Below are 15,362 nucleotides of genomic sequence, written 5' to 3' on the forward strand. Positions count from 1 at the left end.
TTGACAAAAAGGGCCGCGCGTTCTTCGGATCGCGCGGCCCTTTTCGTTTCAGGCTAGCCTTGCGGGCGGCTGATCCACTGCGGCACAGTCGGATTGACGACGGTGGTCGGCACATCCGCGCACTCGACGCGGTTTCTTCCGTTCGCCTTGGCTGAGTAGAGCGCCTTGTCGGCGCGCTGCATGACAGGATCAAGGGCCTCGCCGCTACCGGCGGCGGTGACGCCGAAGCTCGCCGTTACGCGCGCTGCTTCCGGCAAGCCGGCGATCTGCTGGGACATGATGGCAGCGCGCATGCCATGGGCGACGACGCGGGCTTCCGACAGGTCGGTACAGGGCAAGAACACTGCGAATTCCTCACCGCCAAGGCGACCGGCCACGGCACGGTTCGGCATGACGTCCATCAGCACCCGCGCAAAGCGACGGATCACCTCGTCACCGGCAAGATGGCCATAGGTGTCGTTGACCAGCTTGAAGCGATCGAGGTCGGCGAGAATAAGTGTGCCTGGCGTCTGGGTGGCACGCGCATGCAAGAGCGGCATGACGCGATCCATAAAGCCACGGCGATTGTAGAGCCCTGAAAGCAGGTCGATTTCCGAACGGGCCTGCACATCGTCGATGATGTCCTTGACCATCACGCCGAGCATGGCAAGTCCTGCTCCGACGATCAACATCGCACCGAGTGCCTGGGAAATGAGCGCGAACGGGCTCGAAACGTAATCTTGAGCGGAGGCGCCAGAGCCGGCGGCCACGGCCGCATAGATCTTCACGAGATAATAAAGCGAGCAGAGTGCCAGCAGGCCGAAAAGCAGCCAGTCGAAGAACGAGCGACGTCCTGAACGCAGCACCACGGACGCGGTCCACATCTGGATCAGGAAGAAGGGTAGCTGGTAGGGAATGGCATGCTGCCAGGTGCCGCGCGGCAGATCGAAAATGGCCACATCCAACGCGACACCGGCGATAAAGCATGCGCCCAGCACCGGCCAACGCACCGGGACCTCATAGAAGAGACCGAGCCCGAACCGCAGAAGGCAGAAGCCGCCAAGCATGCAGGCGAAGGCGCCGATAGCAAAGAGCCGCGGCGTGGACGAGAAGGGAACGATTGCTTCGCAAACGGCCGCAAGCGAGGCGACAGCGAAACCGGCGGCACACCACAGGGCCGCGCGGCGCTGGCGGCTTTTTGCAGCGATGGTGAGGAATGCGGCCGTGAAAATCTGCGCAATGATGAAGTTCACAGCCAGCAGAGAAAGCGCACCACCCATCGAAGAACCCGAAACCTTCGTATTGCGGCGAGCCGCTCTTCGCCACCACACGTGGTAGCGGATGCCGATCCTAATTGGCCGATGCGAAGAATTGATTAATCCGTACGGTGGATACGATACACCGTTTCGGGCTTTTCAGCGAGCAGGTCTGGCAGCTTGTTTTCCGCCCGTGACGGGCTGACGGACACCCGTCGTGCCTGGATAGGTGAGCGGTAATCTCCGCAAGGAGCGCACGGCGAGGTAAGCCCAGGCCTCGGCTTCCATGGAATCGCCGTTGAAGCCGGCATCCTCCGCCGGCAGAACCACGGCGCCCGTCTCCTTCGCCAGCGCCGCGAGGTCGCGCATGATCACCGGGTTGAGGCGGCCTCCGCCGCAAACGATGTAGGTGGATGGTCGCTGCGGCAAATGCCCGGCCGATTTGAGAATGGCTGCTGCCGTCACATGGGCAAGCGTGCGGGCACCGTCGGCCAGGCCGGCGTCGCTTCCCGACGGCGGCGCGAAATCGTTTCTGTCGAGCGAGCGGCGCTGCTTGGCTGTGAAGAAAGGACTGGCGAGGTAACGCGACGCGAGATCGGGCAGAACGGTGCCTTCGCTCGCGATCATGCCGCCCTGGTCGTAGGGAATGCCGGCGTGCGCCTCGACCCATTGATCGATCAGCGTGTTGCCGGGGCCGCTATCATAGGCAACGAGCGTCTCGCCGGCGCCGATGAAGGTCAGGTTGGAAATGCCGCCGATGTTGACGAAGACGACCGGCGCCGCGACGCCGGCTGCGCCTCGCGCCAGAGCGGCGTGATAGGCGGGGATCAGCGGTGCGCCCTGCCCGCCATGCACCATATCGTTGGCGCGCATGTCGTAGACGACGTCGATGCCGGTTTCGCCGGCAAGCAGCGCGCCGTCGCCGATCTGCACGGTCAAGGCGTCGTCGGGGCGATGCAGCACGGTTTGCCCGTGAAAGCCGATCACGTCGATGTCAGCCGGCTTCAGGCTGTTCTGCTGCAGGAAGGCGTTAACCGCTTCGGCATGACGCAGCGTCAGGTCGCGCTCAAGCTCCGACAGCGCTCCGGGCCTTTGGTCCCGCTGCTTGATGCTCTTCGCATCGACCAATCCCTGTTTCAGCCGGTCGCGGAAGCGGGCGTCATAGGCAAAGCCGGCAGAGGGGCCGCGCTCGACGATGGCGTCGCCGTCGGTCCTCAGCAAAGCGACATCGATGCCGTCCATGCTGGTACCGCTCATCAGGCCGATTGCCGTTCTTGTCTGTGTCATGCCGTCAATATTTCCAGAATCACTTTTGGAGTGATTATGCGCGGAAACAGTGCTAAACGCCCGTTCGTTCAAAAACTTCCCCGCAAGAGAGACAGATCATGTCCGGTTTCAAGTCCGATTTCCTTCACACCCTCAGCGAGCGTGGCTTCATCCACCAGATCTCCGACGAGTCGGGCCTGGATGAACTGTTCCGGAAGGAAACCGTGACGGCCTATATCGGCTTCGACCCGACCGCACCGAGCCTTCATGCCGGCGGTCTCATTCAGATCATGATGCTGCACTGGATGCAGGCAACCGGGCATCAGCCGATCTCGCTGATGGGCGGCGGCACCGGCATGGTCGGCGATCCGTCCTTCAAGGACGAGGCGCGCCAGCTGATGACGCCGGCGACGATCGACGCCAACATTGCCAGCATCAAGACGGTGTTCTCCAACTACCTGACCTACGGCGATGGCCCCAAGGACGCGTTGATGATCAACAACGCCGACTGGCTGCTCGGCATCAACTACCTCGAATTCCTGCGCGACGTCGGTCGCCACTTCTCGGTCAACCGCATGCTGTCCTTCGACAGCGTCAAGACGCGGCTTGATCGCGAGCAGTCGCTGTCGTTCCTCGAGTTCAACTACATGATCCTGCAGGCCTACGACTTCGTCGAGCTGCACAAGCGCACCGGCTGCCGTCTGCAGATGGGCGGATCGGATCAGTGGGGCAACATCATCAACGGCATCGACCTCGGCCACCGCATGGGGACAAAGCAGCTCTACGCGCTGACCTCGCCGCTTCTGACGACGTCGTCGGGCGCCAAGATGGGCAAGTCGGTCAACGGCGCTATCTGGCTCAACCCGGACATGCTGTCGGCCTATGACTTCTGGCAGTACTGGCGCAACACCGAGGATGCCGACGTCACCCGCTTCCTGAAGCTCTACACGACGCTGCCGATGGCGGAGATCGAGCGTCTCTCGAAGCTCGGTGGCTCGGAGATCAACGAGGTCAAGAAGATCCTCGCGACGGAAATCACCGCCATGCTTCACGGCCGCCCGGCGGCCGAGCAGGCGGCCGAGACCGCGCGCAAGACCTTCGAGGAAGGCGCGCTTGCCGACGACCTGCCTTCGGTCGAAATTCCGACCGCAGATCTCGAAGCCGGCCTCGGCCTGCTGACGCTGATCGTACGCGCCGGTCTTGCTGCGTCCAATGGCGAAGCTCGTCGCCACGTCCAGGGCGGTGCCATCAGGATCAACGATGAGGCCGTCAGCGACGAGCGCCGGCTGATCGGTACCGGCGACGTGACCGCCGACAATGTCGTCAAGCTGTCGCTCGGCAAGAAGAAGCACATTCTGGTGCGCCCGGCCTAAAGTCGGCGCATCAAACAACGATCGACAGGCCGGCCTAGCGCCGGCCTTTTTCATTGGAATTCGAAGATGCTGCGGAAGACGCCCGGCGCGATGATCGACAAGGGGTTGATCGTCAGCTTCGGCTGGTTGAAGGGGCCGTTGAGCTTGAAGGTGATGCCGAGCAGGCCACGGTCACGACCATTGCCCAGCAATGCGCCGATCAATGGCAGTTCGCCGAAAATGCGGTTCAGGCCGTAGGCCGGCATGAAGGTGCCGGTCATGTCCATGATGCCGTTGCCGTCGCGTACCGTTCCCTGGAAAGTCGCGCCGACATCGGTCCCGCGGAGCACGCCGCCATCGACGCGGATCGCACCGCGGTCGAGCGCAAGCTGCGCGAAGCCGCGCTCGAAGCGGGCCGAACTCACGTCGATGTCGCGGCGGACGGCCTGGTTGAGGCTCCGTCCATCTGCGCCCGTTGGCGTCGACACCATCGATTGCAGCCGCTGTTCGCCGACAAGTTGGAACTTGCGGATATCGACGCTGCCCCGCCAAGAGCGGCCGCCGCGGTCGCGCAGCTTGAGATTGAGCAGGCCGCCGCGCATGTTCTGGTAGATATCGGCAAAGCGCGCCAGCGCACCGGCATCGCCTGTCGTCAATTCCAGCGTGTTGTCGGCACCGGCCTTGGCGATCCGGGCAACGAGTGCTTGACCGCTACCCGTGACGGCCGAAAGGTTGACGTCCTCGATCTGGCTTCCGCGTTCCGCATAGACAAGGTTCACGTTCGACAGGGATTCGCCGTTGAAGCCGGTAATGCGATCGAGCTGGGCCTTGACGGTGATATCGTCACTGCCGCCCTGGTTCTGGTCGCTTCCCGCCTTCATCTGCGCGAGGATCGGCCTGATGTCTGCAGCCGCGCCTCTGAGCGTGGCCGTGTAGCCACCCTTGCTGCGGTCGACCGAGACCTTGAAGTCGTCACCTTGTGCCAGACGGACATTATTGAGATCGGCTGATACGAGGCCGCTATCGTTCACCTGCAGGTTGCCGCGCGCGCCGAAACCGTCGCCGGCAACGGCGAAATCGCTGATTGTGGCCAAATCGCCGTCCATGCTCGACGTGAACTGCGCCTCGGCCGGAATTCCGACACCCTTGCTCCAGCCGATCCAGGGCAGCGACAATGCCGCCTTGGTAAGGCCGACCTTCACCTTCTGCTTGCCGGTCTCGTCGATGGCGACGTCGACCGTGATCGGTCCGGAGATGATCTTGGAGGGACCCGACGTGATTTTTTGCCAGACACCGTCTTCCAGCGTGCCTGAGATATGGCGCGAGCGCTTCACGGTCGAACTTGGATCGACCGGCTCGGTCAATGCGACCTTGACCTTTGCGCCTTCGATTTTCGCATCGGCGTCCAGCACTGCCTGCTGATTGTCGACGCGGAACGTCCCCACCAGATCGGTCACAGGGCGCCCTTCGAGCGCCTTGTTGACGCTGACCTTGTCGAGCTGCATTTCCACCTGGTAGAGCGGCTTCGGCGGCTTCTGGTCGGAGATCAGGCCGAAGCGCGCACCGACGACAGCCGTCAGGGGGCCACTGAAATCCTCCGGCGACAACTTCGTTTTTTGCAGCGCCTGGATCGGCTTGTAGCTGACGAGCTCGGCGATTGCATCGGCCTCGCCACCCACCTCGATCTTCATTTCCGCCATCAGCGGCTTGGTGTAGACATCGGGAAGGATGAAGTCGCCGCCATTGAGCGCCACGGATCGTCCCGACGGAAAATAGGCAGTGCCCCGCCCGACGTCGACCGTCATGCGCTGTCCGCTCAGCTTGAATTTCCCGGATGTGTCGCGCAACGGCGGTATCTCGCCCGTTATGTTGATGCGCGTGTCGTCGATGTCGAAGTTGATGTTGAGCTCCTGCTCGTTGAGCTTCAACTCCCCCTCATTGTTGGCAATCCGGCCCTCGGCAACCGACACTTCGATGCGCGCATTGGTGACTATGCCGCCGAAGAGGTTGCCGATTGCCCAGCGGCGGGCGCCCTTGGCGAGCCACCACGGCCACAACTGCTTGACGGCCCTCGCCTCCATGCGATCGCTGACGGCGGCAAAGCTGATCTGCGGCGAGGTCTTGCCGAAGGCGACCGAAAGCGAACCGTACATCGAGCCGAGCGGACTCGAGACTGCGAGTTGATCGAAGATCAGCCGGTGGGTGTCCGAGGTGAACCGCCCGCTCGCCTTGGCATCAAAGATCAGCGGTTGCTCGGTGACGTCCTCCGGGGCCGAACTGGCGTTCTTCAGGAGAAGATCGATCGCGAAGCCCTTCTCCGTCGCGCCCGAGAGCTTGTCGAGGTCGATGATCGCGCCGGTGAACGGAAAGGTCGAACGGCCGATCTTGACGGCCGACGGCAGAATCTCGACCGAGGAGCGCTCGAAATCATAGGCGATGTCCATCTGTGATGGATTGAGTGTCGAGATGAGGCCGCCGGCATGGAACGCCCCCTTGGAGGTGCGCACCGCCACGCGCAGATCCGGCTTTGCTTCGCCCGCTGCCCGCGTCGCCTTCAGTGTCAGCCCTGCCGTTGCGTCGATGCCGAAGGCCTGCTCCGCACCGGACTTGCCGTGATAGAAGAACGGCGCAAGCGGCAGGTTGGTGATCGCCGCCTCAAAACCCGTGACGTGCCCCTTCTGACCGAGCGCGTCGGCGGTGAGATCGACCTCGACGCCATCGACGGAGGCGCTGCCTTTCACGCTCATGGAGCCGCTGGCATCGCGGTTGAATTCGAGCGCGGAGGCGACGACCGGAACGACGCGGTTGCGGGAGCCGACGACGGAAAAACTGAAATCGGAGAGCGTTACGGTCTGATCGCCGCGTCCGGCCGCCATCTGCGACATGCGGTCGACATGGGAGAACAGGGCTTCAAGTGCCTGGCCGACATCGGCGATGCGGATCTTGGTGAGATCGAGCGGTTCGCCTCGAGGAAGGAGCCCGGTATCGAAATCGCCGCCTTCCGCTTCGAGGCGCGAGACGGCGATGTGACCGGTCATCAGCGCCAGCGGGTCGAGCGCGATCGAGATCGAGCGCAGTTTCGCAACGGGCTGCCCGGATGTCGCCTCGCTGAGCTCCACTTCGCGCGCCTTGAGCGCAATTGCGCCGCTTGCCGTCATGCGGACAACCGTGCTGCCGACATCAGCGTGATAGGCGTTTCCGAGCGCCGAATTGAGGGCGGCCCGCGCACGCGCGTTCAGCGTGCTGTCCATCATGCCGCTTTCGATCACGGTCACGAGGATCGCTCCTAAGATGAGGGCGAGCAGCGAAATGGAAAGGGCAATCTTGGCGCAGAGGCGCAGGGGCGCGCTCTTGCGTGGTGCGTGCACGATAATGGGATCGTGTGCCTGCGCCGAAGGCAACGCATGCAACGCGACGATGTCTTTCTTGCGAAAGCCGACTTTTTCGCCGCGGATATCACTCATCAGCGCGGACGTCCTCCGTTCGATACGAGCCCTTCGCCGCGCCCTACTTGTCAGTCGTTGCGGGCGGCGGTTTCTCGTTTCTTGTAGACCACATGTCGCCGTGCAGAGTCACCATGAGACGCGGGACCATGCTGTGGACAGCCACCACCTGCAACCGGAATCGCGTTAAGCGAACGACTGCAACGTTTCGTAGCGGCGCGTGCCGTCCGAAACCTGTCGAATCTAGCACAAATGCGCTGGACGGCGGTCGACGAATTTCGATATGCCCTACAGCGCCGCGTGCCTTCCAAGGTGCGCGAAAGTCGCTGTAGAACTTTGAGTTATTGCATCTTTTACCCTTGACTCGGCGACGACCAAGGGAGACGTGCAATAGCGTCGGATTGTCTGGAAAACTTGGCCGAAGGAAGGTTTAATCATGGCAAGACCCGTTCCCGGAGATGTCGCTCCCGACTTCACGCTGCCGCGCGATGGCGGCGGCACGATCTCGCTGTCCGCGTTTCGCGGCCGACCCGTCGTACTGTTCTTCTACCCGAAGGACGACACGCAGGCCTGCACGCTGGAGGCGATCTCGTTCTCCGAGCTTGCCGAAGAATTTGCGGCAGCCGGCATCGTGCTGATCGGCCTTTCGCCCGATTCTGTGAAAAAGCACGATCGCTTCGCCAAGAAGCACAACCTCACGGTGACACTCGCCGCCGACGAGGAAAAGGCGGTAGTGACCGCCTATGGCGTCTGGGTTGAGAAGATGATGTACGGCCGCAAATACATGGGCGTCGAACGCAGCACCTTCCTGATCGGCGCCGACGGCGTCGTCGTCAGGGTCTGGGAAAAGGTGAAGGTCGACGGTCACGCCCAGGAGGTCTTGGCCGCCGCAAAGGCCCTCTGAGGAAACCCATGACCGAATTGCCCGTGTTTCATAGCCTGCGGGGCGGTGCCGTCGAAGCGATTCGTGCCGCGGACCTCGAGGTCAAGACGGCGCTTGCGCAAGAAGCGGCAAGACGCTGGCAGCGCCGCACCCTGTCGCTGCGCTCGCCGCTCGACAGGCCCGTTCCGGTCCGCCCCGGGCGGCCAGACAAGCCGGTGCTGACACCGCCGACACAGGTGAAGCGGCGGTCGCTCGGGTCCCTCAAGGGGCGCATCGCCTTGCTGCACTCGATTGCCCATATCGAGCTGAACGCCGTCGATCTGGCGCTCGATATCGTCGCCCGCTTTGCGACGGAGCCGGTGCCAAATTCTTTCTTCGACGGTTGGATGCGTGTCGCCTTCGAGGAGGCCAAGCATTTTCGCATGGTTCGCCAACGGCTGAACGATCTTGGCGCCGACTATGGCGACTTGCCGGCCCATGACGGGCTCTGGCAAGCGGCGCATGATACCCGCAACGACCTGACGGCGCGGCTTGCCGTGGTGCCGCTCATTCTCGAAGCGCGCGGTCTCGACGTGACGCCGGCGCTGCAGGCGAAGATGCGCGAATCCGGCGACTTCGAGAGCGCGGCCGTGCTGGATGTGATCTACGAAGACGAGAAAGGCCACGTTGCCGTCGGTGCCAAATGGTTTCGCTTTCTCTGTGCCCGCGAGAGGAAGGATCCCGCAGCGACCTTCCAGGCGTTGGTGCGTGCCAATTTTCGTGGGCCGCTGAAGGCGCCGTTCAACGATATTGCCCGCGCCGAGGCCGGGCTGACACCGTCCTTCTATCGCTCGATGACGGCCTCTACCAACCGATAGCCGCGTCACGCCCCTGCAATCGTCCTTACTAATTGTTAACCCTAACGAAGTGTAATGATCCGCAGGTGATGCGAGGCAACGCGCACATGGCGGGAGAGAACGGGTGTCTGGACGTTCGGCAAATCGTGCCTTCGGAAAACGTAAGGAAAATCACGTTCTGATACTGGCGAGTGGCGACAAGGTTCGCCACATGACGGTTCGCCCGTGGATGGCGGCAATGGCCGTATCCTTTGCCGGCGTCTGCAGCATCGGCTATCTCGCCGCCACATCCTATCTGGTCCTGCGCGACGATCTCATCGGCGGGACGATCGCCCGCCAGGCACGTATGCAGCACGAATACGAAGATCGAATCACGGCGCTGAGGGCGCAGGTCGATCGCGTCACCAGCCGGCAACTCCTCGACCAGCAGGTGGTGGAAGAAAAGGTCGAGAAGCTGCTGCGCCAGCAGATGGCGCTGACCTCGCGCAACGGAAAGCTTGGAGCCCTGGTCGAAAGGGCCGAAAGCTCGGGCCTGACGACGGAAAGCAACGAACCCCAGACCATCGAACCGCTTGCCTATGAGAAGCGAGCTGACGCCAGCGGCGGCGGCGTAAAGGCGATTGAGAAACTGATGGGGCTGAACACTGCCTCGGTCACCGGTACCGTCCGCCCCGCTCCCCTCGCCTACGTAGCCCCCGACGCGGCCGAATCGACATCTGATCGCGCCGATCGGATTTTCTCCAAAGTGACGCTGTCGCTGAAGGACGTCGAGCTCGAACAAATGACGCGGCTGAAACAGCTGACCGACGGCGCGGCAAAAACATCGGATGCGATTCGCTCGATCGTCGGCCGGACCGGCGTCGACCTTCCGGTCGGCGACGTCGCCGAAATGATCCCCGCCGTGACCTCGGACGCCGCCGATAGCGCTATCGGCGGCCCTTTCGTCGAGCCGGCAACCGATGACGAATTCGGCCGCTCGCTGGCCGCTCTGGACACCGCTCTCCTGGAGCTGGAGCAGACACGGGCGCAGGTCCGCACGCTGCCGTTCGGCAACCCATCTCCGGCGAGCGATATCACCAGTGACTTCGGCAACCGTCTCGATCCTTTCCTCGGTCGACTGGCGCTGCACGCCGGCATCGACTTCCGTGCGACGGTCGGCACGCGTATCCGCGCGGCAGCACCTGGTACCGTGACGAATGCCGGCCTGACCGGCGGCTACGGAAACATGGTCGAAATCGATCACGGCAACGGCGTGTCGAGCCGATACGCCCATCTCTCCGCCGTCCTGGTGAAGGTCGGTGACCAGGTTAAGGAAGGCGAAGTCATCGCCAAGTCCGGCAATACGGGCCGTTCCACCGGGCCGCACCTGCACTATGAAATCCGTCTGAACGGCGGAGCGGTGGATCCCATGCGGTTCATCGATGCCAGCCGGAAGCTTGCCTCCTACATGAATTGACGGTCGTTTGAACCGTCAGCGGGTCTTGCGCGGCTTGACAAGAAATGCGACAGATTCGCCACTATTTACCTTTTGCTGCTTCAACGTGCTGGATTTCTTGACTTTCAGCGACGTTCAGCTTATGAGCGCGGCCACGTGCTCGTGCGTTTTCCATCGATCGATCAGTGTTCTATTGAACCGGAACGGAAACAGATTTCCCTTTGACCAATTTTGCTGACCTTGGCCTGAGCCAAAAAGTTCTCTCCGCTGTCACCGATGCGGGCTACACAACCCCGACCCCGATCCAGGCTGGCGCCATCCCGCCGGCGCTGCAGCGTCGTGACATTCTGGGTATCGCCCAGACGGGTACGGGCAAGACGGCTTCGTTCGTGCTGCCGATGCTGACGTTGCTCGAAAAGGGCCGCGCACGCGCACGCATGCCGCGCACGCTGATCCTGGAGCCGACGCGCGAGCTTGCCGCCCAGGTCGCAGAGAACTTCGACAAGTACGGCAAGAACCACAAGCTCAACATCGCGCTTCTGATCGGCGGCGTGTCGTTCGATGAGCAGGATCGCAAGCTCGAGCGTGGCGCCGACGTGCTGATCTGCACGCCCGGCCGTCTGCTCGATCACTTCGAGCGCGGCAAGCTCTTGATGACCGGCGTCGAGATCCTCGTCATCGATGAAGCCGACCGCATGCTCGACATGGGCTTCATTCCCGATATCGAGCGTATCGCCAAGATGATCCCGTTCACGCGCCAGACGCTGTTTTTCTCGGCGACCATGCCGCCGGAAATCCAGAAGCTCGCCGATCGCTTCCTGCAGAACCCGGAGCGCGTCGAAGTCGCCCGCCCGGCCTCCACGGCACAGACGGTGACGCAGCGCTTCGTTGCGACGCACGCCAAGGATTACGAGAAGCGCGCCGTGCTGCGCGATCTGATTCGCGCCCAGGACGACCTGAAGAACGCGATCATCTTCTGCAATCGCAAGAAGGATGTCGCCGACCTTTTCCGGTCGCTTGACCGCCACGGTTTCTCCGTCGGCGCGCTGCATGGCGATATGGACCAGCGCTCGCGTATGACGATGTTGGCCAACTTCAAGGACAACAACATCACACTGCTCGTAGCATCCGATGTTGCTGCCCGCGGTCTCGATATCCCTGACGTCAGCCACGTCTTCAACTTCGACGTTCCGATTCATGCGGAAGACTACGTGCACCGTATCGGCCGTACCGGCCGTGCCGGTCGCTCCGGCGCCTCCTTCACGCTGGTGACGAAGCGCGACACGAAGTTCTCCGATGCCATCGAAAAGCTGATCGGCCAGAAGGTCGAATGGCTGAACGGCGACCTTTCCAATCTGCCTGAGCCGATGGAAAGCCACGATACCGGCCGCCGTGATCGCGGCCGCGATGGTCGCAAGGACCGGAAAAAAGATGGGGATCGTGCCTCGAAGGGCCGTTCCGATCATAAATCCGATACCGTGCGTGCCGATAGTGAGGCCGAAATTGAAACAGTCGCGGAAAGGGCGGAATCGGTGAAACCGGCACGCAGCGCAGAAAACAAGCAGGGACAGAATAACCGCGCCGATCGTCCGGTGCGCGCATCGAACCCGGCCAATGATGACAATCGTGACCGCCGCAACCGTCACCGCCGCGACTATGATGACGGCCCGACGCCCGTCGGCTTCGGCGACGAAATCCCTGCCTTCATGCTGATTGCCGGCAAGGCCTGATTAAACCTATGGGCCTGCCGGGCATCGATTTTCCGGGCTTCGGCTGCGGACTTGCGATCGTGCGCGATGGCAAGATCCTGCTTTACAAGCGCGTGAACGCGCCTGAAGCCGAGCACTGGAACATCGTGGGCGGCAAGGTCGACCATATGGAACGCTCGGAAGCCGCTGCGCGGCGCGAGGCCGAAGAGGAAAGCGGCCTCCAGATCCGTTCGAGCGAATTCCTCTGCCTCAGCGAACAGGTGATCGAGGCCGACCGTCAGCACTGGATCTCCATGATCTACGTGTCCCAGGACTTTGCCGGCGAACCTGAACTCACGGAGCCCCACAAGCTGTCTGCGCTCGGCTGGTTCGATCTCGATGCCCTGCCCCAGCCGCTATCACGCTTTGCGGCTGACGCGGTCGCAGCGCTACGGAAGTTGGAGCACTAGGCGCGCGACTGGCGGCCGTGCGACTACACGCATCTGCGATCCTATTCCTTCGATCGACGACCAGTGACGCGGCCGACGCGGGTCGCATCCGCCGAGGTGGTCGATCGGGCTATTTTTTCGATCGCAACGCTGCCTCATAGGCAAGCCGCACCCAGCGCGCCATTTCGTCGGGATCGTCAAACGCATCGTCCGGGATGCTCCAATAGGGCATCTTTACCGGTTTGCCTTTGCCGTCATAGGCCCATTGCCTTGAGCCAGCCGCCTCGAAGGTCGGAGCCGTCTGCTCATCACCCTTCAAGAGGATTTCTCCGTCCACTTCGAGCGCGAAGATAATGCCCTGGCAATAGACACCCTTGCCGCCGAACATCCGCTTGATAGTCACCGGCCCCAGCGTCTCGAACATCTCTTCGATGGCAGCATTGTCCACGCGTTCATTCCTCCAGGATACCGCCGGCAGCGACGATCTGCTCGGGCGTGTCGAGATCGAGTCGTGCCGCCGAGCCAAGCTCGACGTCGATGACCGGCAGGCCGCATTTCTCGATGATGTGTCTTGCGCCGACGTCTCCAACCAATTGACGGACGGCGGAAAAGGTCTGTTGCGGCAGGATGACCGGATTGCCCCGTTGCCCCTCGGCGGTTGCCCGAATGACGGCGCGGCCGTTTTCGGCAGTAAAGCGATCAAGCAGCTTGCGTAGATCGCTGCCGGTAACGCCCGGCATATCGGCGAGCATCACCAAAATGCCGCTGGCCTGATCGCTGACTGCGGATAGCCCGGTGGTCAGCGACGACGCCATGCCGGACAGGTAATCGGGATTGGAGACCAGCTTCGCCGGCAGGTTCTCCAGCGCGGCGCGGATATCGGCCTCGCGGTGACCGGTGACCACGACCACCCTGCCGGGCGCAGCGGTAATTGCGGCTTCGACGCTGCGGCGGACCAGCGGCACGCCGTCAAAGGTTGCAAGCAATTTGTGTCCGCCATCCGTGCCCATCCGGCTGGCACGGCCGGCGGCGAGAACCACAATCTCGACCTGTCCAGACGGTAACGCCGTTGCTTTTTCGCGTGGCTGCGGCCGGGTTGGGATTTCGCCCAGCAGGCCACCGACGCCCAGCCCGGTAATATCGTCGAAGCTCGGCCATTCGCCGGCAAGGATACGATCAAGGATCCAGTCGAAGCCATTTTCGCGCGGGCTGCGGGCGCATCCGGGCGCGCCGATGACAGGTGTCGCGCCGACACGGCCAAGAACAAGCAGATTGCCGGGATCGACGGGCATGCCGACATGGTCTACGACGCCGCCTGCGTGACGGACGGCTGCGGGAATCACATCGTCCGGATCGGCGACCGCAGACGCTCCGAAGACCACCAGCAGATCATGATCCGCCTGCAGCTCATTGATTGCCGCAGCGACCGCGCCTTCCGTGTGCGCAACCCGTCGCTCCGTCAGAAGCTCACTTCCCGATTGTCTGAGCCGCGCTGTCAGGATGGCTTTCGTCTTGTCCATCACTTGCGGCTTCAATGTTGGCAACTGAGTTGCTATTAGCGCCGCACGGCGCGCGGAAAAGGGTTTCACTTCAAACGCAGTGTGGTCTCTCAGCAGATTCTGTGCTTCCTCGACGAACGGAGCAGACACTGCGAGCGGAATGATCTTGATGGTCGCGACCATGTCGCCGGCCTGCACGGGCACGTGGTCGGCAAGGCAAGCGAGCGTGATCGCCGGATCGATGCGATTCAACTGGTCGACGGTCCGGCGTGTCGCGACGAAGAGACCGGCAACGCGAGAGTAGACGTTCACCCGCCCGGTGGCTGCCTGGGAGAAACGCAGGTGATCGGGCGCTATGGCCTCTGCAATGCGCGTCGCGGCCTCGTCTTCCATGAGGTCACCGGGCTCCAGGCGGGCAACGACCACCTCCAGTGTGCCGCAGGCGATCAGGGCGGTGACGTCGGTCGGCGAAAGCCGGTGGCCTTTCGGCAGCCGGGCTTCATTCAGCTTGACCGAATGCGCCAGTATGGCGCCGTCCGCTTCGCTTGTCCTGACCGGTCCGAACCTCACGCGATCGCTCCTTGGACCTGGCCGGTATCACGGCGGCGGAGTGAATCGATGATCTCGGCGAGGATTGCGACGGCAATCTCTGCCGGAGTTGCCGCCCCAATATCAAGGCCGATTGGTGCGCGAATGCGGGCGATGTCACCCTCGAAGACACCTGCCTGCCGCAACCGCTCGACCCGCGTCGCGTGGGTTTTCCGGCTGCCGAGCGCACCGACGTAGAAACAGCCCGCTGCAAGCGCGGCGCGGATCGGTTCGTCGTCGATCTTCGGGTCATGTGTGACGGCGACGAGCGCGGTGAAGCGATCGAGCGCCCTCACTTTCAGGGCATCCTCGGGCCATTCGGCGATAAGCTCGACCCCGGCGAAGCGCTCCGGCGTTGCGAAGGCGGTGCGCGGATCGATGATCGTCATGTCGAAGCCGGCGACGGGAGCCAGTTTGGCCAGAGCCTGCGAAATATGAACGGCGCCGATGACGAGAATGCGCGGCGGCGGCAGATAGACATTGAGAAAGAAGGAGCCCTGCTCCGTTTCCACGATCCCGGCTTTGCCGGATTGCAGGGCGCGAGCGACCGGAACGCGCCAGACGTCCGGACAGTCGTCGCCTTCAAGATAGACCTGGTTGCCGCCGCCGGCGAGGGCACTGAGAGTGACGGCGGCCCGACGCGCCGAGCGCGCCGCATTGAGTGCTACTAGGATCGTTCGTTCCATAG

At 62.7% G+C, this 15,362-nt stretch carries 12 protein-coding genes; 6 read left to right on the forward strand and 6 right to left on the reverse strand.

Going from position 1 to position 15,362, the window contains the following annotated elements:
• Positions 1–53: 53 nt before the first annotated feature.
• Both LAC81_RS08320 and LAC81_RS08325 read right to left on the reverse strand, forming a co-directional pair.
• Positions 54–1,259 carry a sensor domain-containing diguanylate cyclase gene (locus tag LAC81_RS08320; RefSeq protein ID WP_223727444.1) on the reverse strand — a complete coding sequence of 402 codons (1,206 nt, stop codon included), beginning with the start codon at positions 1,257–1,259 and terminating at the stop codon, positions 54–56.
• Positions 1,260–1,394: 135 nt separating this feature from the next.
• Positions 1,395–2,522, reverse strand: coding sequence for an anhydro-N-acetylmuramic acid kinase (locus tag LAC81_RS08325; RefSeq protein WP_223727445.1), 1,128 nt, complete (start codon positions 2,520–2,522; stop codon positions 1,395–1,397).
• A 98-nt stretch (positions 2,523–2,620) separates the two neighbouring features.
• On the opposite strand from LAC81_RS08325, the gene tyrS reads away from it, so the two are divergent.
• Positions 2,621–3,874, forward strand: a complete 1,254-nt coding sequence (gene tyrS / locus LAC81_RS08330) for a tyrosine--tRNA ligase (RefSeq protein ID WP_223727446.1) — start codon at positions 2,621–2,623, stop codon at positions 3,872–3,874.
• Between the two features lie 50 nt (positions 3,875–3,924).
• Here tyrS and LAC81_RS08335 read toward each other — a convergent pair whose 3' ends face one another.
• Positions 3,925–7,317 (reverse strand): DUF3971 domain-containing protein, encoded by a 3,393-nt coding sequence (locus tag LAC81_RS08335; RefSeq protein ID WP_223727447.1) that lies wholly within the window; start codon positions 7,315–7,317, stop codon positions 3,925–3,927.
• A 415-nt stretch (positions 7,318–7,732) separates the two neighbouring features.
• On the opposite strand from LAC81_RS08335, the gene LAC81_RS08340 reads away from it, so the two are divergent.
• From LAC81_RS08340 to LAC81_RS08360, 5 genes are all read left to right on the forward strand, one after another.
• Positions 7,733–8,200, forward strand: coding sequence for a peroxiredoxin (locus tag LAC81_RS08340; RefSeq protein WP_223727448.1), 468 nt, complete (start codon positions 7,733–7,735; stop codon positions 8,198–8,200).
• Positions 8,201–8,208: 8 nt separating this feature from the next.
• The gene (locus LAC81_RS08345) at positions 8,209–9,036 is read left to right on the forward strand and encodes a ferritin-like domain-containing protein (RefSeq protein WP_223727449.1); all 828 of its coding nucleotides are present in this window, start codon (positions 8,209–8,211) and stop codon (positions 9,034–9,036) included.
• A gap of 103 nt (positions 9,037–9,139) precedes the next feature.
• Entirely contained in the window at positions 9,140–10,471 is a 1,332-nt protein-coding gene (locus LAC81_RS08350; protein ID WP_223727450.1) for a M23 family metallopeptidase, read from the forward strand.
• A 200-nt stretch (positions 10,472–10,671) separates the two neighbouring features.
• Positions 10,672–12,180 (forward strand): DEAD/DEAH box helicase, encoded by a 1,509-nt coding sequence (locus tag LAC81_RS08355; RefSeq protein ID WP_113540020.1) that lies wholly within the window; start codon positions 10,672–10,674, stop codon positions 12,178–12,180.
• A gap of 8 nt (positions 12,181–12,188) precedes the next feature.
• Positions 12,189–12,608 (forward strand): NUDIX domain-containing protein, encoded by a 420-nt coding sequence (locus LAC81_RS08360; RefSeq protein WP_223727451.1) that lies wholly within the window; start codon positions 12,189–12,191, stop codon positions 12,606–12,608.
• A 109-nt stretch (positions 12,609–12,717) separates the two neighbouring features.
• Here LAC81_RS08360 and LAC81_RS08365 read toward each other — a convergent pair whose 3' ends face one another.
• From LAC81_RS08365 to LAC81_RS08375, 3 genes are read right to left on the reverse strand one after another with little or no spacing between them, the layout of a single operon-like run.
• Complete coding sequence (locus tag LAC81_RS08365; RefSeq protein WP_113540022.1) at positions 12,718–13,035, reverse strand: TfoX/Sxy family protein; 318 nt, start codon at positions 13,033–13,035, stop codon at positions 12,718–12,720.
• Positions 13,036–13,039: 4 nt separating this feature from the next.
• Complete coding sequence (locus LAC81_RS08370) at positions 13,040–14,656, reverse strand: NTP transferase domain-containing protein (RefSeq protein WP_223727452.1); 1,617 nt, start codon at positions 14,654–14,656, stop codon at positions 13,040–13,042.
• A complete protein-coding gene (locus LAC81_RS08375; protein WP_113540024.1) occupies positions 14,653–15,360 on the reverse strand; it encodes an XdhC family protein in 708 nt (235 codons plus the stop codon). The genes LAC81_RS08370 and LAC81_RS08375 overlap by 4 nt, the downstream gene beginning before the upstream one ends.
• Positions 15,361–15,362 lie beyond the last annotated feature (2 nt).

This window comes from Ensifer adhaerens, assembly GCF_020035535.1.
Classification (GTDB): domain Bacteria; phylum Pseudomonadota; class Alphaproteobacteria; order Rhizobiales; family Rhizobiaceae; genus Ensifer.

Excerpts from the sequence above, each read along its gene's own strand:
- LAC81_RS08320 (WP_223727444.1), bottom strand. The coding sequence starts at position 1,259 with ATGGGTGGTGCGCTTTCTCTGCTGGCTGTGAACTTCATCATTGCGCAG.
- LAC81_RS08325 (WP_223727445.1), bottom strand. The coding sequence starts at position 2,522 with ATGACACAGACAAGAACGGCAATCGGCCTGATGAGCGGTACCAGCATG.
- tyrS (WP_223727446.1), top strand. The coding sequence starts at position 2,621 with ATGTCCGGTTTCAAGTCCGATTTCCTTCACACCCTCAGCGAGCGTGGC.
- LAC81_RS08335 (WP_223727447.1), bottom strand. The coding sequence starts at position 7,317 with ATGAGTGATATCCGCGGCGAAAAAGTCGGCTTTCGCAAGAAAGACATC.
- LAC81_RS08340 (WP_223727448.1), top strand. The coding sequence starts at position 7,733 with ATGGCAAGACCCGTTCCCGGAGATGTCGCTCCCGACTTCACGCTGCCG.
- LAC81_RS08345 (WP_223727449.1), top strand. The coding sequence starts at position 8,209 with ATGACCGAATTGCCCGTGTTTCATAGCCTGCGGGGCGGTGCCGTCGAA.
- LAC81_RS08360 (WP_223727451.1), top strand. The coding sequence starts at position 12,189 with ATGGGCCTGCCGGGCATCGATTTTCCGGGCTTCGGCTGCGGACTTGCG.
- LAC81_RS08375 (WP_113540024.1), bottom strand. The coding sequence starts at position 15,360 with ATGGAACGAACGATCCTAGTAGCACTCAATGCGGCGCGCTCGGCGCGT.